This window comes from Phyllobacterium sp. K27, assembly GCF_054796155.1.
The window spans coordinates 1,508,544-1,531,175 of record NZ_CM139240.1 but is presented as its reverse complement, the minus strand read 5'-3'; the positions used below and the strand labels follow the sequence as shown (position 1 = coordinate 1,531,175).

At 51.0% G+C, this 22,632-nt stretch carries 21 protein-coding genes; 13 read left to right on the top strand and 8 right to left on the bottom strand.

What is annotated here, in order from left to right; genetic code table 11:
- Positions 1-322: 322 nt before the first annotated feature.
- Together ACYJL1_RS07420 and trxB are read right to left on the bottom strand one after the other, a co-directional pair.
- Positions 323-1,219, bottom strand: coding sequence for a LysR family transcriptional regulator (locus tag ACYJL1_RS07420; RefSeq protein WP_348599327.1), 897 nt, complete (start codon positions 1,217-1,219; stop codon positions 323-325).
- Between the two features lie 59 nt (positions 1,220-1,278).
- A complete protein-coding gene (gene trxB / locus ACYJL1_RS07415) occupies positions 1,279-2,253 on the bottom strand; it encodes a thioredoxin-disulfide reductase (protein WP_460897732.1) in 975 nt (324 codons plus the stop codon).
- A 280-nt stretch (positions 2,254-2,533) separates the two neighbouring features.
- Here trxB and ACYJL1_RS07410 point away from each other — a divergent pair, with 280 nt between their 5' ends.
- Both ACYJL1_RS07410 and ACYJL1_RS07405 read left to right on the top strand, forming a co-directional pair.
- The gene (locus ACYJL1_RS07410) at positions 2,534-3,934 is read left to right on the top strand and encodes a TrkH family potassium uptake protein (protein WP_460897731.1); all 1,401 of its coding nucleotides are present in this window, start codon (positions 2,534-2,536) and stop codon (positions 3,932-3,934) included.
- Positions 3,935-4,030: 96 nt separating this feature from the next.
- Positions 4,031-4,501: an Lrp/AsnC family transcriptional regulator gene (locus ACYJL1_RS07405; protein ID WP_122084125.1), complete on the top strand. Its 471-nt coding sequence runs from the start codon at positions 4,031-4,033 to the stop codon at positions 4,499-4,501.
- Here the strand turns inward: ACYJL1_RS07405 and ACYJL1_RS07400 are convergent.
- Positions 4,498-5,568 carry a glycosyltransferase family 4 protein gene (locus ACYJL1_RS07400; RefSeq protein ID WP_460897966.1) on the bottom strand — a complete coding sequence of 357 codons (1,071 nt, stop codon included), beginning with the start codon at positions 5,566-5,568 and terminating at the stop codon, positions 4,498-4,500. The two genes, ACYJL1_RS07405 and ACYJL1_RS07400, sit on opposite strands and share 4 nt — an antisense overlap.
- Entirely contained in the window at positions 5,565-6,038 is a 474-nt protein-coding gene (greA, locus tag ACYJL1_RS07395) for a transcription elongation factor GreA (RefSeq protein ID WP_115052440.1), read from the bottom strand. The genes ACYJL1_RS07400 and greA overlap by 4 nt, the downstream gene beginning before the upstream one ends.
- A gap of 281 nt (positions 6,039-6,319) precedes the next feature.
- On the opposite strand from greA, the gene ACYJL1_RS07390 reads away from it, so the two are divergent.
- The 3 genes from ACYJL1_RS07390 (at position 6,320) to ACYJL1_RS07380 (ending at position 9,473) form a co-directional block, all read left to right on the top strand.
- A complete protein-coding gene (locus tag ACYJL1_RS07390; RefSeq protein ID WP_460897730.1) occupies positions 6,320-7,465 on the top strand; it encodes a PQQ-dependent sugar dehydrogenase in 1,146 nt (381 codons plus the stop codon).
- Positions 7,466-7,540: 75 nt separating this feature from the next.
- The gene (locus tag ACYJL1_RS07385; protein ID WP_460897729.1) at positions 7,541-8,446 is read left to right on the top strand and encodes a DMT family transporter; all 906 of its coding nucleotides are present in this window, start codon (positions 7,541-7,543) and stop codon (positions 8,444-8,446) included.
- Positions 8,447-8,534: 88 nt separating this feature from the next.
- Positions 8,535-9,473, top strand: a complete 939-nt coding sequence (locus ACYJL1_RS07380) for an extensin-like domain-containing protein (RefSeq protein WP_460897728.1) — start codon at positions 8,535-8,537, stop codon at positions 9,471-9,473.
- Here ACYJL1_RS07380 and ACYJL1_RS07375 read toward each other — a convergent pair.
- Positions 9,470-10,654: a low temperature requirement protein A gene (locus ACYJL1_RS07375; protein WP_460897727.1), complete on the bottom strand. Its 1,185-nt coding sequence runs from the start codon at positions 10,652-10,654 to the stop codon at positions 9,470-9,472. The two genes, ACYJL1_RS07380 and ACYJL1_RS07375, sit on opposite strands and share 4 nt — an antisense overlap.
- A gap of 298 nt (positions 10,655-10,952) precedes the next feature.
- Between ACYJL1_RS07375 and ACYJL1_RS07370 the strand changes: the two genes are divergently transcribed.
- Positions 10,953-11,375 (top strand): VOC family protein, encoded by a 423-nt coding sequence (locus ACYJL1_RS07370; RefSeq protein ID WP_460897726.1) that lies wholly within the window; start codon positions 10,953-10,955, stop codon positions 11,373-11,375.
- On the opposite strand, the gene ACYJL1_RS07365 is transcribed toward ACYJL1_RS07370, so the two are convergent.
- Positions 11,372-11,761 (bottom strand): acyl-CoA thioesterase, encoded by a 390-nt coding sequence (locus ACYJL1_RS07365; RefSeq protein ID WP_460897725.1) that lies wholly within the window; start codon positions 11,759-11,761, stop codon positions 11,372-11,374. The genes ACYJL1_RS07370 and ACYJL1_RS07365 overlap by 4 nt on opposite strands.
- 158 nt (positions 11,762-11,919) lie before the next feature.
- On the opposite strand from ACYJL1_RS07365, the gene ACYJL1_RS07360 reads away from it, so the two are divergent.
- The 5 genes from ACYJL1_RS07360 to uvrB all read left to right on the top strand — a co-directional run bounded on the left by ACYJL1_RS07360 (position 11,920) and on the right by uvrB (position 18,747).
- A complete protein-coding gene (locus tag ACYJL1_RS07360; protein ID WP_460897724.1) occupies positions 11,920-13,116 on the top strand; it encodes a mandelate racemase/muconate lactonizing enzyme family protein in 1,197 nt (398 codons plus the stop codon).
- Between the two features lie 139 nt (positions 13,117-13,255).
- A complete protein-coding gene (locus ACYJL1_RS07355) occupies positions 13,256-14,425 on the top strand; it encodes an alpha/beta hydrolase (protein ID WP_460897723.1) in 1,170 nt (389 codons plus the stop codon).
- A gap of 105 nt (positions 14,426-14,530) precedes the next feature.
- Complete coding sequence (locus ACYJL1_RS07350; protein ID WP_460897722.1) at positions 14,531-14,788, top strand: SemiSWEET family sugar transporter; 258 nt, start codon at positions 14,531-14,533, stop codon at positions 14,786-14,788.
- A gap of 92 nt (positions 14,789-14,880) precedes the next feature.
- Positions 14,881-15,813: an HNH endonuclease gene (locus ACYJL1_RS07345; protein ID WP_460897721.1), complete on the top strand. Its 933-nt coding sequence runs from the start codon at positions 14,881-14,883 to the stop codon at positions 15,811-15,813.
- Between the two features lie 111 nt (positions 15,814-15,924).
- The gene (gene uvrB, locus ACYJL1_RS07340; RefSeq protein WP_460897720.1) at positions 15,925-18,747 is read left to right on the top strand and encodes an excinuclease ABC subunit UvrB; all 2,823 of its coding nucleotides are present in this window, start codon (positions 15,925-15,927) and stop codon (positions 18,745-18,747) included.
- A gap of 7 nt (positions 18,748-18,754) precedes the next feature.
- Here uvrB and ACYJL1_RS07335 read toward each other — a convergent pair whose 3' ends face one another.
- The gene (locus ACYJL1_RS07335; RefSeq protein ID WP_460897719.1) at positions 18,755-19,339 is read right to left on the bottom strand and encodes a TetR/AcrR family transcriptional regulator; all 585 of its coding nucleotides are present in this window, start codon (positions 19,337-19,339) and stop codon (positions 18,755-18,757) included.
- A 122-nt stretch (positions 19,340-19,461) separates the two neighbouring features.
- Between ACYJL1_RS07335 and ACYJL1_RS07330 the strand changes: the two genes are divergently transcribed.
- Positions 19,462-20,766 carry an MFS transporter gene (locus tag ACYJL1_RS07330; RefSeq protein ID WP_460897718.1) on the top strand — a complete coding sequence of 435 codons (1,305 nt, stop codon included), beginning with the start codon at positions 19,462-19,464 and terminating at the stop codon, positions 20,764-20,766.
- Between the two features lie 9 nt (positions 20,767-20,775).
- Here ACYJL1_RS07330 and ACYJL1_RS07325 read toward each other — a convergent pair whose 3' ends face one another.
- On the bottom strand, positions 20,776-21,360 hold the full coding sequence (locus tag ACYJL1_RS07325) for a TetR/AcrR family transcriptional regulator (protein WP_460897717.1): 585 nt from the start codon (positions 21,358-21,360) through the stop codon (positions 20,776-20,778).
- A 155-nt stretch (positions 21,361-21,515) separates the two neighbouring features.
- On the opposite strand from ACYJL1_RS07325, the gene ACYJL1_RS07320 reads away from it, so the two are divergent.
- Positions 21,516-22,544 (top strand): NAD(P)-dependent oxidoreductase, encoded by a 1,029-nt coding sequence (locus ACYJL1_RS07320; protein WP_460897716.1) that lies wholly within the window; start codon positions 21,516-21,518, stop codon positions 22,542-22,544.
- Positions 22,545-22,632 lie beyond the last annotated feature (88 nt).

Sequence of the window (22,632 nt, the reverse complement as noted above, 5' to 3'; positions counted from 1 at the left end):
TCCCCTTTTTTGTTCACCACTATACCAGACGAGGCGAATGACCAGTTTCGACCTATAAAAGTCTAAATCGGATAGGCCGCAAACTGAAAAAAAAGACCGGACAAATGCCCGGCCTATAGTTTTGAAGGTGCTGTTTCCAGCAAAACCTCCAGAGGGGAACACTTGGCAGTGTGCAAATGGGAGGAGGAGGCATACGACCAAGTAATGTGCATATGTTCTCTGACAGAGGGAGTTGCAACCCCACAAAATCGCATGGCAGCCATGCGCACAATGCATAACGAGGCGATCCGCGAAAAGAGACCCTATCTAAGACAATCGCAGCCTAATAGGACCAGGTACGAGCCTTGTTAAAAAGAAAATCTCTGAACACATGCAACTTGGCAGCGTTCTTTATACCCTCAGGGTAGCAGAAAAACGTATCGAATGATGGCAACTCCATCTCTGGCAACAAGCGCACCAGCGTAGAATCCTTCTCGATCATATAGTCTGGCAGCACACCAATACCGACGCCCTTCTGGATGGCACGCTTGATCGAGAGAAGGTTATTAATCTGTAGTACCGCCGGACGCAGATTGCCGTCAGAACGTCCTATGACTTCAAGCCAGTTAAGGTTTGTCAGATATGAGGGAGCCGGTTCTCCAAAACTGACAATGCGATGAGAGTCGATTTCATCTATACTTTCAATCTTGCCATATTTGGCAATGTAACTTGGCGAAGCATACACGTGCATGTGCACCGTAAACAGCCGGCGTTGGATCAGGTCCGGTTGCTGCGGCTGACGCAAGCGGATAGCACAATCCGCATGGCGCATGGTCAGATCAAGTTCTTCATTGTCAAAGAGCAATTGCAACTGCACTTCAGGGTAAAGTTCAATAAACTCCTGGACGCGCTCGACTAGCCAGCCAGAACCAAGACCCACCGTAGTGGTCACACGCAGCTTACCCGAAGGCCTGTCCTTGCTTTCGGTAAGGCGAGATCGAACGTTCTCCAGCTTCATCAGCACCTCGTGTGCTGTGCGGTAGAGTACTTCGCCCTGCTCGGTCAGTATCAGCCCACGGGCATGCCGATGGAAAAGCGGGACGCCTACGTCCTGCTCCAGCGCGCTGACCTGACGAGAGATGGCTGATTGCGATAGATGCAGTGTTTCAGCGGCGTGAGTGAACGACCCAGCCTCGGCAGCAGCATGAAATATTCGCAACTTGTCCCAATCAAGCGACATCGCGCGGTCTCTCCCCCTTTGTCGGCCCCGAAAATCGAGGTCGGCCTCTTACACAGCGCCTACTCGGCGGCCTGACGCACCGGTTCCTGTGCGGCCAGCCAGCGCTCAGCTTCGAGAGCTGCCATACAGCCCATTCCAGCCGCCGTAACAGCCTGACGATAGACGTCATCGGTTACGTCGCCTGCAGCAAAAACGCCCGGAACGTCCGTGGCAGTTGAATCTGCCGCAGTCCACAGATAGCCATTCGGCTTATGCTTGAGTTTTCCCTTGAACAGTTCCACCGCAGGTGCGTGTCCAATGGCGATGAAAACGCCATGTGTTGCAAGTTCTGTGATTTCGCCACTCTTTACATTCTTCAGGCGGACACCGGAAACTGACGCAGCCATTGGCGGCTTCGCCTCTGTTCCAGTAATCTCATCAATAACATTATCCCAGACAACTTTGACATTTTCTTTGCTAAAGAGCCGATCCTGAAGAATTTTTTCTGCACGAAAGTGGTCTTTGCGATGCACGACCGTAACCGACTTGGCGATATTTGCGAGATATAGCGCCTCTTCAACAGCTGTATTACCGCCGCCAACAACAACAACATCCTTGTTGCGATAGAAAAAACCATCGCATGTGGCGCAGGCAGAAACGCCAAAGCCCATGAACGCCTGCTCGGTCGGTATGCCAAGCCATTTAGCTTGTGCACCTGTCGCAATAATCAAAGCATCACAAGTATATTGTGTTCCGCCGTCGCCAGTCAGACGAAACGGTCGGATCGACACGTCAACTTCCGTAATGATGTCATGAATGATTTCAGTTCCCACGTGTTCGGCCTGTAACCGCATCTGCTCCATCATCCACGGGCCCTGAACTGGATCGGCATAACCGGGATAATTTTCCACATCTGTTGTGATCATAAGCTGACCGCCCTGCTGAAGACCTGCAATAATGACAGGTTTTAGATTAGCACGGGCAGCATAGATTGCAGCGGTATAGCCGGCAGGACCGGAACCGATAATGAGGACGGGCACATGGCGCTGTGTCATAACTAGACCTTAATGATACACCTTAGAGATATGCGATAAGTGACACACACCACCACCGCTTTCAATGATCTTAAGGTAGTGTTTCAGCCCCCTCCCTTGCAAGGTCTGCATCCAATATAGCAAGGTTAGCCACAGCTTGTGCAGCTTGGACTGGTGTTTCGTAGCGGATTGTGTCAATTCCGGGATAAGTCTATGAAATGCCAGCACTCAACACCGCGATCACGAGGCCAGTCCTATCCTTCGAACCATTACCAATATTTGCGCACGATTTGGCTTGGTCATGGCTGGAACCATGCTTGTTCCGGCTTTGGTTGACCTCCATACCGGTAACAGCGATTGGATAGTGTTCGTGCAATCATCCATATTTACCGGTGTCCTAAGCGGGCTGGTGGTGCTTGCGACCCACAATTCCGAGATTCGCTTCAGCCCGCGCCTTGGTTTCCTCTTGATCGTCACCATCTGGTTGACAGCTGCACTATTAGGCGCGCTTCCGCTTTATTTTTCGACACTCCCCATCAGCTTTCCAAAAGCGCTCTTCGAATCGATGTCCGGTATTACCTCGACAGGGGCCACTGTTTTGACGGGGCTGGATGCGATGCCCCGTGGAATACTGATGTGGCGATCGCTGCTATGCTGGTTTGGCGGCCTTGGCTTCGTAGGGTTGGGTCTTTTACTGCTGCCATCTCTACGCGTGGGCGGCATTCAATTGCTGCATATGGAATCATCCGACAAATCTGAAAAGATATTGCCACGAATCCACCAGATCGCCACGGGCATCATCTTGGCCTATATATCCCTAACGCTGCTGTGCACAATGCTGTACTTCATTGCAGGTATGGGGATGTTTGACGCCATTAATCACGGCATGACTACTGTAGCCACAGCTGGCTTTTCCACACATGATTCTTCGTTGGGTTTCTATGCCCACAACCGTGCTATTCTGGTGGTGGCAACTACTTTCATGATTTTGGGAGCTCTACCCTTCGTGCTCTACATCAAAGCACTGATGCCCCAACGATTATCATCCCTTGCAGATCCGCAGCTTGTTCTGTTTTTGAGCATCGTCACAGGCTTCAGTTTCTTTTTGGCGGTTGGATTGAAGCTCGAAACAAATATAGGCTTTGGCGACGCGCTTATCGCCACTTCGTTCAATCTCGTGTCAATCCTGTCAACGACTGGATACGCCACTGAGGACTATACACTTTGGGGTGCGGAAGCGCTTGGCATATTCTTCCTCGTCACATTCCTCGGTGGCTGTGCTGGTTCCACCTCAGGCGGTATCAAGCTTAATCGCATCATCATCCTCTGGCAGCTTGCTTCAGCAAGTCTCACCCGTCTGATTATGCCGAACGCAATTATAAAGATGCGCTACGGCCGCTCCGAGATAACACAGGATGTCTCTCAGTCAGCCCTGCTTTTCATATTTCTATACATGGCATCATTGATTATCGGTTCAACCCTCCTCACAATGCTCGGTAATGACCTTGGCACCTCAATCACTGGCGCACTGACAGCACTTTCCAACGTCGGACCGGGTCTTGGCGACACAATAGGACCAGTTGGCAACTTTTCGACACTCAGTGATCCTTCTTTGCTGGTTCTCAGCTATCTTATGCTCGCCGGACGTCTTGAGATCATCACAGTCGTCATTCTCTTCACCCGCCGTTTCTGGAGCAGATAGCATGAACCTGTTTGCAACCGTCGCGCGATGCATTACACAGCGTCAGGAATCGCCTATGGTGACCGTCAAGCTTTGGGATGGGGATAAACAAAAATCATGCCTTTGAAGGCGGACCTCGACGCTATCGACTGGAAAATCCTGAAACAATTGCAGGATAACGGCCGTATCACCAATGTTGAATTGGCTGAGCGTGTCGGCATCTCGGCTCCACCATGCCTGCGTCGTGTGCGCAAGCTGGAGGAAAGCGGCATCATCCAAGGCTACCGCGCTATCTTGAATGGCGCAATACTTGGTCAGGACATTGTCGCCTTCTGCATGATCCGGCTGCACCGTCAGTCAGACGCCGATTTGAAAAGTTTTGCAGAGAAAACCAAGGGCTGGACCATTGTTCGTCGCGCATGGATGGTTTCGGGGGAATCCGATTTTCTGCTTCATTGCGTATCAGCGGACCTTAGCACTTTCCAGAATTTCGTCATTGAGGAACTGACATCAACACCTAACGTGGATAGCGTGCGTACCTCACTGACAATACGATCTGTCAAAAATGAACCATTGATGGTGCTTTAGATCACGCGATTACCTGCAAAAATCTCTTCGTAGACTTCCAGAATACTGGCGGCTTCCTTCTGCAGCGGAAAATTTGCTCGTACGTGAACAAGCCCTGCTTCTGCTGCCTTTTCGCACTGTGCAGAATCAGCCAGATAAGATTCAATGGCCTTCTCAAGCGCAAGGCCGTCACCGGCTGCAACCACTGCCCCCGTTTTGGGCGTAATCATCTCCGCATAGGCTCCCGCATCGCTTGCAACGACAGCTGTCTGCGAAGACATGGCTTCCAACGGCGTTAAGCCAAAGCCTTCATTGCGAGAAGGAGCAACATAGAGTGCCATCCTTCTGTACCAGATACGTACGTCCGGAACTTCGCCGAGGAACAATATCCGATCTTGCAGATTGGCCGCAGCTATGCGCCCACGTAAATCCCTCTCAAAGCTCGCAAACTCATGTGTTGTCCGGCCAGTCATGACTGCTGTCCATTCCGGATATTGGGGCAAAAGATTGATCATCGCATCGACGAAAAGATCGGTGCCTTTTGATGGACGGATACGGCCGGAACATCCAACAAGATATTTTCCCGGCAAGCCCGTGGCCGAAAAACTGTCGTCTTTTGTCCGCGGCGGATGAAACTTCTCAGTATCTACGCCATGCATAATGACCCGGTGCGGAACTTTGAGGAAGCTCCCGGATCTGCCACTTGTTGCAATGACGCCATCCATCTGCCGGATAAGCCATTTGGTAAAAGGTCTGTGATCGCGCTGAGCCGCCGAGGTAAATAAAAGCTTGAACTTCATGCCCAGAACCGAGCGCAGGATGATCCCTACGACCATCTCGGTATTGCGGCGCGCGTGCCAGATGCGGAACGGTCGTCTGCGTGGCCTAAACCAAGCACCTCGCAAATCGGCCCAACCAATATGAGGCAATGTAGGTGGAAGACCCGGGCCTATCGTTACGATTCCAAGACCATTGGCCCGCTGCAATGGAACGAGTTGAACAATTGTCGAGGTAACCCCAGACAGCTTACGCTTCAAGTTTGGAGCTATTACCTCGACTTCGTTCAATAATTCAGGCACTTGATTCAGATAAATTTGAATCCGACGATCTCATAAGACCGTGCACCGCCAGGGGCATTCACTTCGATCGTATCGCCTTCGCTCTTGCCGATCAGGGCACGAGCAATAGGTGACGAAATGGAAATACGGCCAGCCTTTGGATCCGCTTCCTGATCACCCACGATCTGATAGACCTTTTTGTCTTCAGTATCTTCGTCGATAAGCTCTACGGTAGCGCCAAATTTGATCTTGTCGCCCGAAAGCTTGGAAATATCGATGATTTCGGCTCGAGCCGTATAATCCTCAAGCTCGCCGACGCGTCCCTCATTGTGGCTCTGCGCTTCCTTGGCTGCGTGATATTCTGCATTTTCCGATAGGTCGCCATGCGCGCGCGCCTCAGAAATCGCCAGAATAATCCGTGGCCGCTCTTCCTGTTGGCGAAAGCGCAGCTCCTCCTTGAGCTTGTCAAAACCAGCTTGAGTCATCGGGACCTTTTCCATGCCCTCTCCTTTCGTAGTCAATGTCGGGGGCCTGCTTCCAAGCCTCGCAACACAAAAAGAAAACGGTCACCAAAGCTCAAAACTTTGGAACCGTTCAGTCATTCGTTCTTTAATATAGCACCGTTTGCCGCAATTTCACGAAGAAAGTGGAAAAAGTCGCAGCCACGCTACGCTTTCACCATTCCGGGCAGGAAACAGGCTAATTCACATCACTGTGAGACGACTGTAACTCAGATTACATGCAAAATTGTACAATGCCAGAATTGAAAGGATGTCGACGCATGAGACGGAATTGCAAGATCTTGACCGCAAGCCTGCTGACTCTTCTTTCCGCATTGCAATCCTTGGCCATGGCAAAGGACTTCAAAACCGAAACTGTCACAGTCTCCGCTGAAACTGTTGCCGACGGTCTCGATCATCCATGGGGTCTCGCATTTTTGCCTGACAGCTCCCTGCTCGTGACTGAACGTTCGGGGACAATGCGCCTGGTTAAAAAGGGAAAGACATCCGAGCCAATCGAAAATGTTCCCGAAGTTTGGGCAAATGGCCAAGGCGGTTTGCTTGATGTTGCAGTAGCCCCGGATTTCTCGACAAGCAATGTGATTTACTTCACTTACTCGCAACCGGGCCAAGGCGGTGCGGGCACGGCCCTTGCCAGCGCAAAGCTCATTTATAATGCGGATGACGCTGAACTTGAAGATGTGCGCACCCTGGTTTCGATGAACAGAAAAACGAGTAAAGGCCAACATTTTGGCTCCCGGATCGTAATTTCACCCGATGGCAAGCTCTTTATCACGATGGGGGAACGCGGTCAGCAAAAGCGCGCGCAAGACTTCAATGATCATGCTGGCTCGGTTTTGCGCATCAATTCGGACGGCTCGATCCCCTCTGATAATCCCTTTGCTGATGGCAAAAAAGCATTGCCCGAGATTTGGTCCAAGGGCCACCGTAATCCTCAGGGCGCGATATGGGATCCATTGACCAATTCCCTGCTTACTCTCGAGCATGGAGCCAAGGGAGGCGATGAAATTAATCAGCCTCAAGCTGGAAAGAACTATGGCTGGCCCGTAATAAGCTATGGCGTCGACTACTCGGGTGCGAAAATCGGCCAAGGCACGGCGGCAGAAGGCTACGAACAGCCCCTATACTATTGGGATCCATCAATCGCACCATCCGGCCTTGCCGCCTATGATGGAGATATGTTTCCGGAGTGGAAAGGCGATCTGTTGGCAGGTGCCCTCAAGTTTGAAATGCTGGTACGCATTGACCGTGACGAGAAAGGCGCCATGAAGGGAGAAGAACGGCTCTTTGAAGGAGAGTTCGGACGTATCCGGGACGTACGTGTAGCGCCGGATGGATCTGTCTATCTTCTTACAGATTCGAATAATGGAAAAATTATCAGATTAACACGCGCTTCGGACGCATGATGACGCTTGCCCCGTCGCATCCCAATAGATAGAGATGGCGGTGACGCTATAGCCGTCATAACCATCGGGGGTAGGATGACGCGCGGGCGTGCCAATTTACTGCTGCTTACAGCTGGAGCTATATGGGGTCTTGGTTTCGTAGCTCAATCGAGCGCCATGCGAGGCGTCGAAGCTTTCATGTTTATTGGCCTGCGTTTTCTTCTGGCCGCTCTTACCGTTACACCGCTTGCTTTTCGCGAAGCGCGTCTTGCGACCGGCAAGCTTGAACCGAAAGATTATTTGGGTTTCGTTTTCATTGGTACCCTGCTGTTTACTGGCGCTGCGCTGCAACAGGTTGGTTTGGAAACAACATCCGTCACAAATTCGGGCTTTCTCACGGGCCTATATGTTGTGATGGTGCCATTTCTGGCAGTGGTTCTGTTTTGGCAATGGCCCCACCTTATAGTTTGGCCTTGTGCATTGACCGCCTTGACCGGAATCTATCTGCTTTCCGGAGGCAAGGTGGAGGGTCTATCTGTTGGCGATTGGCTGACCATAGCCTGCGCAGCATTCTGGGCGCTGCAGATTATTTTCATTAACCGGCTCGCTATTAAAAGTGGCCGTCCGATTATGCTGTCACTTGTGCAGTTTCTCGTCTGTGCCGTACTTGGCTTGATTATTTCAAGTGGCGCCGAGCACAGCAATCTTTCCGATATTCTCTCAGTCGCACCACTTATTATCTTTGCCGGCATTTTTTCTTCGGGTATTGCCTTTACCTTGCAGGCCGTTGGCCAACGCTTCACAACCTCTGCACAGGCCGCAATCATGCTGTCATCCGAAGCGCTCTTTGCGGCGATTTTCGGAGCAATGCTGCTTGGCGAAACAATATCTTTCCGTGGGGCCATAGGGTGTGCTCTGATATTTACTGCCATGATTGCCGTGGAGCTTATTCCTGCATTGAACAATCGTTCCATCGAGAATCGAGCCTCAGTTTCGCCATAGGCCTTAACCGAACGACTGACCATTCCTTTACAATTTGACGCTACCTTTGCGTGTGATTAACCCGATTTCGGGCAAAGGATGTGGTGACATGAGTTTTGCGTTGTCGTCCCCCAAGCGTTCTCCACGCTTTTTAACTTTTGCCGCTTTAACGCTTTCAGCCTCCTTAAGTGCGTGTGGAATGGACGATGTCAGACGCCCTTCTGCAGATGTTGGCAATTGGCAAGAAACCATCGCTGTACAGCCACAGCAGGATTTTGAACGTCAAGCTGAAGAGAACTATGAGCAGATTGTGACCGTCGCCCCTGCTCCGGTTGCACTGGAGACATACGATCAGCCGGTTGAGAACATCCAACCACTTTCCGGGGCTGAAGAATTGCCCGTAGAGAATGATGAAAACAGTTCCGAAAAAGCCTATGGCTATCCCGGCAGTATTAGCGATCCGATCTCGCGTGGAGAAAGTGCATTTGCGATGTCAGGCAGCGAGGTTTCTTGCCGTACGCAACTGAAACGCCTCGGCGTAGTGTTTCAGGAACGCGACCCGATCAATGATGGCGGCGTTTGCCGCATCGACCATCCCCTGAAAGTCGCCGGGTTCGCCAGCGGACGAATAAAACTGAAACCAGCTGCCACGCTGAATTGCCAAATGACCCTCGCCTTCGCCAAATGGGTCAAAGGCGATCTGGCACCTTCCACCCGTCTGCGCTATCTTTCGGGCGTTAACACCATCCATCAGGCATCCAGCTACTCCTGCCGCACAATGAGCAATCAACGTGGGCGGGCCATGTCAGAGCATTCGAAGGGAAATGCTTTGGATATTGCCAAAGTCACCTTGAACAATGGCAAAGACATTAAAGTCCAGAAGCCGGGATTATTCTCATTTCGCCAGCGCGGCTTACTCAACAGCGTTCGCTCAGATGCCTGCAACTATTTTACTACCGTCCTTGGCCCAGGCTATGACATCTTCCACCGCGACCATTTCCATTTTGATCTCATGGAGCGGCGCAGTGGAAAGCGTTCATGTCGTTAGGCATGATGCGGATCTGCGCGCCTGCCCTTTAACTCCCATATCGTCACGATGATGAGGATGAGGCTCGTAAGAGTGCCAAGTATGAGCGGCGACAAATGGTTGGCAAAAAAGACTAGTCCTGCGCAGAGGGCCAATCCGACGATATGCGAGAGTGGTGGGCGACCGGCCACATAGAATTTGAACAGAAGATTTCCTGTCAGATAGAGGGCAGTGCCGCCGATCGAGGTCCATATGGCCGTCGCTTCAAGGTGGCCAGTTGGATGAGCAAGTATCAGTTCATTTGACACAGCGACCACTATGATTCCGGCAACCAGAAGAGCATGAATATAGGTATAGGCAATACGAGCGATACGACCCGGATCATCCGTCGCAGCAATCTTGTGATGGGCAGCTGACTGACCGACATTGAAATAAATAAGCCACATGGCAACGGATGCGATGAATGTAGTCAGAAAAGCCGAAAAAGAAAACAGATCCCATTGTTGTTCGGCAAAGGTCGCTCCTGAAACGAGAATGGATTCACCGAGCGCAATAATGATGAACAAAGCGGCGCGTTCGGCCATGTGGTCGCCATTGATATCCCAATCAGAAGTAGAAGATGAACCCAGTCCAGGCGTATGGAACCCGAACGCCGGTCCACCCAGTTCGATTGCTAATGCTATACCCCAGAAAAATATTCGATGCTCAATGTCAGCAAGGCCGCCGGAAATCCAGAATATCCCCGAGATGGCCAGCCAGATTGAAATACGCAAAAAATTGCGAAAATTGCTTTGGTTGTGATGGCGCACCGCCCATAGCATAAAGAGCGATCGTCCAAGCTGCATGAATACAAAAGCAATTGCGAAAACCAGACCACGCTCTCCAAAAGCCGTTGGAATGGACGTCGAAAGCACCAGTCCGGCAAGCATCAGAACGAACAACATGGCGCGTATCGGAGGTTTGGACGGGTCCATCCAATTGGTTACCCATGTGGTGTAAACCCAAACCCACCACACTGCCGCAAGTAGCAGAGCGCTTTCAACGACGCCTTCCAAGGTTAGATCATGCAGGAGCAGGTGCGAAATCTGGGTAATAGCGAACACAAAAACCAGATCGAAGAACAGCTCTACAAAATCCACCTTTGCACTATCTTTCGCACTCCGCTTGCGGGAGTAATCGCTTGCTGCGCCTAAAAACAACACTATTCACCTCAATTGTTTAATACTTTTGTTTAATACTTTTCTGCAGGAGCAGACCACTTTATAACTTTCACAGCTTCCGACCGTGTCCATGCAAAAAACTCAGACCTATGCTTATTGCAGCCTTATTGCAGAGACCTTTTCTTCTGTCACTAACTGCGCGCGGCTCGTGCCCAACCAATAGGTGAATAAATCTTCACATAAGAACTTATTCCTATATCACTCCTGACAAACAGGCCTTGCTCAGAACGTTTACTGTCATGCTATATACCTTTCTAAACGCAACATCGTGGAGGACGCAATGAGCTTTACCGACCGATATCCGATCATCATCACTGCCAAAAAAGAAGCGTGCCGTGATTTCTGGATCAAACATCTGGGCTTTGTTAGTGGCTTTGACAGCACCTGGTTTTCATGGCTTTCGGCAGAAGATGGCTCTGCTTCCATTGCCTTCATGACGCCGGATCATCCCTCATCCCCTCCAGGCTCAGAAAGTTTTAGCGGAACTGGGATGTGCTTCGAATTACAGGTTGACGATGCAAAGGCGGCCTTTGAAAAAATCAGCGCAACTGGCCTGAAGATCGAATATCCAATTACCGATGAACCATTTGGTCAACGGCGTTTCGGATTCCATGACCCATCCGGCCTTTGGATTGATGTAGTGGAACAGATCGAAGCTCAGGCCGGATTCTGGGACAAATATATGGTGGGCAGTCAAGGCTAGATCTCTTCTGGAACGGGCGTTGGGTGACCTTCTTTATCGAGCGCGACCATTACAAAATCGGCGTAGGTGACCCTTTCCATCAGATCAGAAAGATAACGCTGCGACCAAGCCTCAACCTTAAGGGTGATTGATGTCCGCCCGACGTGGGAAATATGCGTGTAAACACAAAGCGTATCCCCAATCTTGACTGGTTTAGCGAACGCCATTTCCTTTACCGCAGCAGTCACGACCCGGCCCCGCGCTCGTTCCGCTGCACGGATACCGCAGGATAAATCCATCTGCGCCATGACCCAACCGCCGAAAATATCGCCTGCAGCATTGGCATCTGCAGGCATAGCCAGTGTACGAAGTGTCAGCTCGCCGATAGGTAGTATCTGTTCGGTCATTAGCGATCTCCAAGGCAATGTCAGTTATGGTCGTTGTTCTGGTTGCTGCTATCCTGTCCAGGAACTGTCGGAAACCTGATATCCTGGGTCGTTACGCGGTTTCTGCAATACGTCAAGCCTCGCATAGTCTCTTGTAAGGCAAATGTCTGGAGAAGCTATTGAAAATCATCGACGTCAAAACTTTCGTTGTCGGCAACCCACCACCTTCGTTTGGAGGGGCATGGTTTCTTTTCGTCAAGTTGATGACCGATTCTGGCGTTGTCGGTTATGGAGAGGCCTACAATTCCACGATAAGTCCGCAGATTATGAGGAAAGTCGTGGAAGATATCGCCGAACGCTGGCTCATCGGCGAAGACCCTCATCATATCGAGAAGTTCTTTCGACGCGCCTATTCCGGCGGATTTACACAGCGCCCGGACGTTACCGTCATGGGAGCAGTATCGGCGCTCGAAATGGCCTGTTGGGATATCATCGGCAAAGAAGCCGACAAACCCGTTTATGAATTGCTCGGCGGTCAAGTCCACGAAAAATTACGCAGCTATACCTATATCTACCCTAAGCCGGAACTTGGCGAAACTTCAGATATATATTGGAATGCCGAAGCTTCCGCAGAGCGGGCAGCAGAGTATGTCTCGCAAGGCTATACGGCGGTGAAATTTGATCCCGTTGCCCCCTATACGTCATTCGACCCCCGCCAGTTGTCTCTGGAGCAGCTGGAACTGGCCGAGAAATTCGTTCGTCTTGTCCGTGAAGCTGTCGGTCCAAAGGCTGATCTTTTATTCGGGACCCATGGGCAGATGACACCGACCAGCGCTGTTCGACTTGCCAGGCGGCTTGAGCCCTATGATCCGCTGTGGCTGGAAGAGCCTGTGCCGCCGGATATGCCGGAAAATATGGGTTATGTTCAGCAACACACCTCCATCCCAATAGCGTCCGGTGAACGTTTGACTACAAAATATGAGTTCCAGCGCTTGCTGGTGAATCGCGCAGCGAATATTCTTCAAATGAATCTCGGGCGAGTGGGTGGTCTGCTAGAAGCGAAAAAGATCGCGGGGATGGCCGAGACGTTTCATGCCCAAATTGCTCCGCATCTTTATTGCGGACCGATCGTTGGCGCAGCAAATATTCAATTGGCAACCTGCAGCCCCAACTTCCTGATCCTCGAATGCATCCAGGCATTTGGCGGCTTTCATGCAGAAATACTAAAAAAGCCGATCCTATGGGAAAACGGTTATGTCATTCCCTCATCTGAGCCCGGCCTTGGTGTCGAATTGGATGAAGTCGTTGCCGACGCACACGCTTATGACGGACATGAACTCCACCTCAATATGGGGCGTGACCCCTTGATGGCCTGACATCTGTCATTTTTGATGTTGGAAATTTGTCACGCTGGTGAGCAATTGCAGGCATAATTTACAACCTAACGCAGGATTTATGTTGCAGTAGTTGGCGATTGCTGTTTCAAGCTCAGGAATTGTATTTCGGAGTTCGGCCATGATACTTTCGCGCTTGTCAGCATTACTGCTTCTCATGCTCGCTTTATCTGGCTGCGGCGGACGCGCGGTGCTTGGACTTGACGCAAGCGGCGTAGTCAAGGCAAACGCTGCCGTTCCTACCCCGGTCCTCAATGACAAGACCGGACCAAAAGCCGTTATACCCGTGTTTGTTGCAACAAGCCGCGAACGCTCTGACGACCTTTCTTTGCCCTATTCGGCTAAACGTTCACCGACATTGAATTTTTCTCGTGTCGATATTGGCATTCCTCCTACGCACAAGAACGGGCAGGTCGAAAAATCGAGCTCCAAGCCTAATCCTGCACGCAGCTTTGCTGCAACGACGTTCCAGCCCTACGACAACGGTGTTTCCTGGGTCGGAAAAATCAATGCTGAACTTGCAAAACGCCCTGCAAACCAGCGGGAGCTTTTCATCTTTGTGCACGGCTACAATAACAATTTTGCAGACAGCGTCTTCCGCGCAGCACAAATGAGCTATGATTTTGGCATTCCCGCAGTGACAGTCCATTACTCCTGGCCTTCTGCAGGTTCACTCGGCCTTTATGTTTATGATCGCGACAGCGCTACTTTTGGACGGGACGGATTGGCAGAAACTTTGCGACTAGCCGCTAAGACGAAAGCCAGCAAGATTTTGCTTGTCGGACATTCCATGGGAACATTTGTTGTTATGGAAGCTCTGCGCGAGTTGGCAGAGAATGGTCAAACAGACGTTTTTGACAGGATGTCCGGTGTGATGCTCGCGGCTCCCGATATAGATATCGATGTTTTCCAGGCTCAGGTTGCTGATATAGGGCAATTGCCAAAACCTTTCACCGTCCTGGTTTCCCGCGCTGACCGTGCACTGAATGTATCAGGACGGATTGTCGGCGGCCACCCGCGTGTCGGCGATGGCTCCAGTATTCCTGTTCTGCAAAAACTAGGTATTGTTGTGCTTGATGCTTCCGATCTGGACGGCGGTGCACATGGTGTTTTTGCCAGTTCTCCAACACTGATGAATATGGCCCGCAGCGGACAGCTTTCTGAACGCGTTCTTGATGGTGATGAACGGTCGGCGGGACAAGCTGTGCTGGCTGACGGCACGTCTGTGATAACAGGCGCGGCGTCACTGGTGATATATCTGCCAGGAAGACTTTTAGGCGTCGTTCAATAACAGGAGAAATATCAATTAAGTGATGCCAAACGCTACGATTCCGCTGTATTTTCGGGACGAATTCTCTCATAAATCAATTGCAAAAATCCTTTGAAAGTCCGCGCCGTGCCGCTTCACATTGAACTCATTGGTAGCCTTGCTGCCGTTATCACAACTATGGGCTGGATCCCGCAGATCTTGAAAATCGTGAAGTATAGGGACGCGGCCAGTATTTCTCTCGTGACCAATGTCACCTTGGCCTTAGGTGTATTTCTTTGGTTTTGCTACGGCATCATGATCGTTTCCTGGCCCGTCATGGCAGCAAATGGAATAACCTTGCTGCTGATCCTCACAATCCTGGGCCTAAAGCTCCGATACGGCTGATCATTTCAGCCTTTCAGGTTGCATGATGCCGTAAAATGCAATTGCGGATAAGTTTCACTTGTTGTCTGAAACCATAAGTTTGAAACAAATCAGTGTTTCAACAATCAATTTCAGATCGCATGCCCGCAGTATTTCAGATCAAATCAAATCAAGAGAATGCAGCTTTATTTCACGAAACTTTCCTCTTTGAAAACAAATATTTACCTTTGGTAGACAGTGTCCGGAATGACTGGATTATCTACTATCGACCTGCCAGACGAGCCGGTGAATCCAGCAGCAGCACAACAGGATATTTTGCCACTGCTCGCGTCATCGCAATTCATTCGATCGTCGGGAATACCGGGTACTCCACAGCTAAATTGGCTGATTTCTGCGAGTTCCCAAGCGTGCCTTTCAGCATCACATTTCCGACAGGTTCCACCAAATTCTACTTTGAGCAGAACATGTTGGAGTCAGATGGCAGTTTGAACAAACATGCCAGTCAACAGCGCGTTCGCCTTCTATCCACCGACGAATATAATAGAATTATGGAGTCGGCTTTCAATGGACATATGGACCAAAAAACATCGGTGGCCCCGACACCTCCCTATTCTGGCTTTGCAGAAGATCCGCCCGAACTTTTATTGAGAAATCGCTTCATAACCTCACGTGCTCTGCGCGACCGTACGTTCAGTAAAGCGGTGGGGGAAGCATACGAATGGAGATGCGCCATGACGGGGATTGACCTGTGTGCGGCGGATGGAAGTCACGAAGTCGAGTGTGCTCATATCAAACCAGTCAAAGATTCGGGACCGGATTCAGTACGCAATGGAATACCATTGCTACGAACCTTTCATTGGCTTTTTGATAAAGGCTTTATTTCCGTTGAATCCGACTACCGAATTGTAAAATCATGCCGGTATTATCATGCGAAGATAGATAGTTTAATAAATGCGTCTGGCAGGATCATGCTGCCCAAAGACGTGATGCTACACCCGCATCCTGATTTTCTGCGCTACCATCGCGAGCACGTGTTCAAACCATGAAGCTGCATCCCCATCCTGACAGGCTACTGACAGCCTTGTGTCAGTAGCCTGTCGCGGCATACCGCTTTTGAAGGTCAGCCTCTTTCCATTTGCACAGACTCTCACCATATTATGCCTATGGCAAAATCACCTGACAAATACACGCTCGACGGTTTCGGCGAAGCGCCCCAATCTGAACTGGAAGGCACACCGTTGACTGGTTCAATTGGTGACTGGGCAGCTCAGATCAACGAGGAAACCAAAAAATCACAACCAAAAGCTGCCAAGGTAAAAAGAGCATCAGGGGATAAATCAAACGCAACAAGGACGTCGCGCGGCACATCCATTGGTGGATCATCTGATCCAAAAATCCGTGCAGCAGCAGGTCTCAATCCGGTAGCAGGGCTTGATGTCAATCTCGAAGAAGCATCCAGCATTGCCCCAGGCGGTGCGACCGCGACCGTTGCCGCACTTTCTGCATTGATTGAGAGCGGAAATCCGCTGTTCAAGAATGGAACTGCATGGCAGCCGCATCGGCCAGCACGACCGAATAAATCTGAAGGCGGAATAGCCATCCAGATGGAAACCGAATTCGTGCCCTCCGGCGATCAGCCAACCGCAATACGCGACTTGGTATCCGGCATCAGCGATAACGATAAAACGCAGGTCCTCCTTGGCGTTACCGGCTCGGGTAAAACCTTCACCATGGCAAAGGTGATTGAGGAGACCCAACGCCCTGCCCTTATTCTGGCGCCTAACAAAACACTGGCGGCCCAACTCTACGGCGAGTTCAAATCCTTCTTTCCGAACAATGCTGTCGAGTATTTCGTTTCCTATTATGATTACTATCAGCCGGAAGCCTATGTGCCGCGTTCCGACACCTACATTGAGAAAGAATCGTCGATCAACGAACAGATCGACCGGATGCGCCATTCGGCAACGCGGTCGTTGCTTGAGCGTGACGATGTGATTATCGTCGCCTCTGTATCGTGCATCTATGGTATCGGGTCGGTTGAAACCTATACTGCTATGACGTTCGAAATGAAGATCGGCGACCGATTGGACCAGCGGGCGCTGCTCGCAGATCTGGTAGCGCAACAGTATAAACGTCGTGATATGGATTTCACACGCGGTTCATTCCGTGTACGAGGTGATACGATTGAGCTTTTCCCGGCTCACTTGGAAGATCGCGCTTGGCGTATTTCAATGTTCGGTGACGAAATTGAATCGATAACTGAATTCGATCCACTGACTGGCCAAAAAACCGGCGATCTGCGTTCCGTCAAGATTTACGCGAACTCGCATTATGTAACACCACGACCAACACTCAATCAGGCAATCAAGTCGATTAAGGAAGAACTGAAACATCGTCTGGTTGAACTGAATGCCGCAGGACGCCTGCTTGAAGCCCAGAGACTGGAACAACGTTGTACCTTTGATATTGAAATGCTTGAGGCAACAGGATCCTGCGCAGGCATTGAAAACTATTCCCGTTACCTGACTGGTCGTCAGCCGGGTGAACCACCTCCCACGCTTTTTGAGTATATTCCTGATAACGCACTGGTTTTTATTGATGAAAGCCACGTCACTGTTCCCCAAATCGGGGCGATGTACAAAGGCGACTTCCGTCGCAAAGCGACCTTGGCCGAATATGGATTTCGCCTCCCCTCCTGCATGGATAATCGTCCTTTGCGGTTTGAGGAGTGGGATGCCATGCGCCCGCAAACCGTTGCAGTATCCGCCACGCCTAGCAAGTGGGAGATGGAAGAAGCCGGTGGCGTGTTTGCCGAACAGGTCATTCGTCCGACGGGGCTCATTGACCCTCCTGTTGAAGTACGCCCAGCCAAATCGCAGGTCGATGATGTGCTTGGTGAAATCCGCGAGACGGCAGCCAAGGGCTACCGTACACTTGTGACAGTTCTCACCAAGCGCATGGCCGAAGATCTGACTGAGTATCTCCACGAACAGGGCATTCGCGTTCGTTACATGCACTCGGATATCGATACTTTGGAGCGTATCGAGATCCTGCGAGACTTGCGTCTCGGCGCATTTGACGTGCTGGTCGGCATTAATCTGCTTCGCGAGGGCCTAGATATTCCAGAGTGCGGCTTTGTTGCCATTCTCGATGCGGACAAGGAAGGCTTTCTGCGTTCAGAAACCTCGCTGATCCAGACAATCGGTCGTGCTGCGCGTAACGTTGACGGCAAAGTCGTCCTTTATGCTGATAATATCACCGGCTCCATGGAGCGTGCGATGGCAGAAACCAATCGTCGCCGCGAAAAGCAGGAGGCTTACAATACAGAGCACGGTATAACGCCTGCCAGTATCAAGAAGAATATCGGTGATATTCTCAATAGCGTTTATGAACGTGATCATGTTCGCGCCAACATCTCCAGTTTTGCAGAAGAAGGCGCAATGATGGGCAACAATCTCAAGGCCCACCTTGAGCATCTGATGAAACAAATGCGGGATGCGGCTGACGATCTGGACTTCGAGGTGGCTGCCCGACTGCGCGACGAGATCAAGCGCTTGCGTGAAATGGAACTTGCCATCTCGGACGACCCAATGGCTCGGGAAGTGGAAATGGAAAGCCCTGTTACCGGCCGTACCAAAGGCAGGCATAATGCCGGTCGCTCGGTGCATCGTGTCGTCACGGATGAAAGCGAAGAAAACAATGCGCTCTTCCGCAAACCGCATCTCGACGAGATGGGCGGAGATACAACGCGCCCACTCGGGCCTGGAGTGTTCCGCAAAAATTCGCTGGATGAAATGACCGTTGGTCGTACCGAAAAGCCCGTCATCGGCAATGTACCGGAGAAACCTGCTTTCACTGGTACAAATCGGAACGATCAGACGATTATTCGCCGCGAACGCACCGGAGCGGGTTCATATGAGGATTCCAACGACGCTCGTAAGAAGCGTCGCCCAGGGAAAACAGGAAGGCCGGGCAGATAGCAAGAAGTTACCGGTCATCACCATCTTCAGGCCCTAAAACAGCACGTCCCGCGTTTAATATTTCATCGGCAAAGGCTGGATCGTTGACGGCGCGGGAAAGGACTACGGCGCCTACCAATCCGGCCATTGTTGCAATTGCCTTTTCACGCTTGGCCCTGTTAGAGCTGCCTGAAATCACGCTTTCAAGTATCTCAAGCAGCTTTTTGGTGCCATCCGTAAAGTTCGTCTGAACCTCGCCGCCATGCCGTGCAATATCCGGCGCAAGCATTGCCATGGTGCAGCTGTTGGCGAGACCGCCCGAATGACTTTTCGCAAGATAGGACGATACAATCGCAGCAAGCGCTTCTTTAGGCCCTTGTTCAGTCAAAGCTGACCATTTTTCCGCTGACCGCTTCATTGCCTCATCGCAAGACACCGCAATCAGGTCGTCTTTCGATGCAAAATGTCCATAAAAGCCGCCGTGAGTTAGCCCCGCATTTTTCATTAAATCAGCCACACCAATTCCATCAAAGCCTTTCTGACGGAATTGCTGGCTTGCAACTTCTATGATGCGGGCGCGGTTTTCCGCTGCTTGTTCTTTACTGACGCGCATGCTGCGGTCCCCTTCAAAACAACTATTGACAAAATATATGACGCTCGTCATGAATAGTCAAACATGATGATCATCATTTAAATGTTGACAGCAATCAACGGCCCATTCTTGAAAGACCTGACATGATCTCCAATCCACTCGCAGCCGCATTGGCAAAGCGCAACTTCCACTACGGCTGGATCGTTGTTGCCGTTACCTTCCTGACAATGCTCGTCACAGCGGCCGCTGTTGGCGCTCCTGGCGTGTTGATAGTCCCGCTCGAAAAAGAATTCGGCTGGGAGACCAAAGAAATCGCTACAGCATTCTCAATTCGTCTCCTGCTTTTTGGACTGATGGGCCCGTTTGCGGCAGCCTTCATGAATTATTTTGGCGTCAGGAAAGTCGTTTGCGTTGCGCTTGTCCTCATCTCTGGCGGTCTCTTTGCATCGCTTGCGATGACAGAAATCTGGCAACTCATCCTATTGTGGGGCGTCGTTGTTGGTTTTGGTACAGGTCTGACCGCAATGGTACTGGGCGCAACGGTTGCTGCTCGGTGGTTCACCGAACGCAGAGGACTTGCCCTTGGTATGCTAACTGCAAGTTCCGCTACCGGTCAGCTCGCTTTCATGCCACTCATGGCTTCCCTCAGCGAAAATTATGGTTGGCGGACTGCTATTATGCTAATCTGCGGCTTGTTGATGGTTGCCGTGATTGCGGTCTTTTTCCTCATGCGTGACCGGCCTGCGGATGTTGGTTTGCCTGCCTATGGCGACAAGGAGGTGATACCTACTCCTCCGGTAACTGGGGGGCTTATCACCCTCATCACTATGCCGCTAATTGCCCTAAAGGATGCTTCGCGTAGCAGCACCTTTTGGGTTTTGTTTGCCACATTCTTTGTCTGCGGGGCTAGCACCAATGGTCTTGTCGGAACACATTTTGTTGCCATGTGCGGTGATTTTGGCATGGTGCCGATAATGGCGGCCAGCGTTCTGGCAATGATGGGTTTCTTTGATTTTTTCGGTACAATCGGCTCTGGCTGGCTTTCCGATCGCGTAGACAATCGTTGGTTGCTTTTCTGGTATTACGGTTTGCGTGGGCTTTCGCTCCTGTATCTGCCTTATTCGAACTTTTCGTTTTATGGCCTGTCTCTCTTTGCGATGTTCTATGGGTTGGACTGGATTGCAACTGTCCCGCCAACGGTTAAACTCGCTACTGATCGCTTCGGCCGTGAAAAGGCGGGACTGATCTTCGGCTGGGTTTTTGCGGGTCACCAATTGGGCGCCGCTTCTGCAGCCTATGGTGGCGGGTTCGTTCGCACCGAATACCAAACCTACATGCCGGCATTTTTTGTGGCAGGCATATTGTGTTTGATCGCCGCATTATTGGTGTTGACCCTTAGCAAACACGGCAAACCAACTCCTGTTCTGAAAACTGTTCCAGTCAATTAGCGGGCAAGTCTATTTGGATAGCCAAGTGACGATGAGCGACTGCAGCACCGCTGCAGCCGCTTTTTCTTCAAGCTTGTCGCGTACCATCTCGCGTGAAATTGCTTCCGCCGCGCCAATAATTCCGACGCAACGCGAGCGAAGATCGTCTGCTGCGATTTCTGTATATGGCGCGAGTATGGAACAATAAAGATCAACGTAGCTGTCAATAAGACCGCATTGGATTTCGTCCATGACCTCGTCGCCTCTAAGAGCCGCAGAAATGGCCGACCATTCTGCCCCAATGGTTTGATAGCAAGCCATATAAGCATTGCTCACGACACGGGCGACGTCGTTCAACTGCTTGGGTGCTTCTGCAATCGCAGCGGTAAGCTCATCAATTTGCTGCTGATCAAGCTGCTCAAATAGAGCAATGAGCAATCCACTCCGTGTCCTGAAGTGCTCATAGGCAATCGGCTTGCTCACACCCGCCTTTTCAGCAACGTAGCCCAAGGTCAAGGCATCTGTACCTTCGTTTCGAACGATATCGAGAGCGATCGATAACAACTGATCGCGACGTTGCGCCTTTGGCATCTTTTTGGCAGCGGCTAGTCCCATTTCGCATTCAACCCTAATTCGACAAGCGGCAATAATTGTGCGCCAGCATCTTGCAATGTTACTACTAGTAACTTACTAATAGTAACACACGTTATCGGGAAAGAAAATCCCAACCAACGTTCACCATCGTCCAGTTTAAAGCAGGAGTCTAGGCCATGCCATTATCCACTACCGATCCCGTACTGATCATCGGCGGATCAGGAATTGTGGGTGCAAAAGCAGCACAAATACTACGCAAATTATATCCAGATCTGCCGATTGCCATCGGTGGCCGCAACCTAGCAAAAGCGCAACGCGTCGCTGACGGGATCGGTCACGCGCAAGCTGTCAGAATTGACTTGGAACGCGACGATCTGGGCCAGGTCAGTAGTGCCAACTACAGCGCAATTGCGGTCTTTGTAAAAGACGCGACCCTCAACAGCATGAAGTATGCACAGGCCCACGGCCTACCCTACCTCAGTGTGTCGAGCGGCGTTTTCGAAGTAGGACCAGAAATGGCACTCGCTATCAGTAAGCCTAATGCAGCTCCCATACTGATGGCGAGTAATTGGCTTGCGGGTGCTGCAACATTTCCGACCCTGCAAGCCGCACGCAAGTTTAAAACCATTGATGATATCTCAATCACAGTCGTGCTTGACGAAGAAGATATGGGCGGACCAGCGGCTCTTGCAGACTACGAACGACTTACAGAATCGGCACCCAATCCACTGCTCCTCTCGGATGGCCGCTGGCAATGGATAAAAGGGGACGATGCAAAGCGGGCATTTGTGGATATTGACGGCACGGCAGTAGAATCGACGGCCTATTCGCCGCTGGATGTCCTCAGCCTCTCAACAGCTACAAATGCCAGATCTATCCGTGTTGGCCTTGTCTATGGCACATCGGCCAGCCGCAGACGCGGAGAACCATTTTCAACCGAGATCGCTATCGAGATAACCGGTGAATTGGTTGCCGGCGAGCGTGCTGCAACGCGGCTTGATATTGTGCATCCGGAGGGACAGGCTCCTCTCACCGCCCTGCACGTGGCACTTAGCGTTGAACGTCTTCTTGGGTTGCATGGCGGCGAGCCTGTAAAAGCCGGACTTTACTTGCCGGATTCTTTGACAGATGCAGATTATATCGTTGATCGGATGAAAGAATTCGGAGCAGTTTTTCAGGAGAACGTCAAAGCAGCTGTGGGTTAATTCCGCAAAATAACAGAAGACTCAAGCATCCGGCCCAAAGGGATGCTAGACAGACCGCGCGCGAAATTTCGCGCGCGGAATCATATTG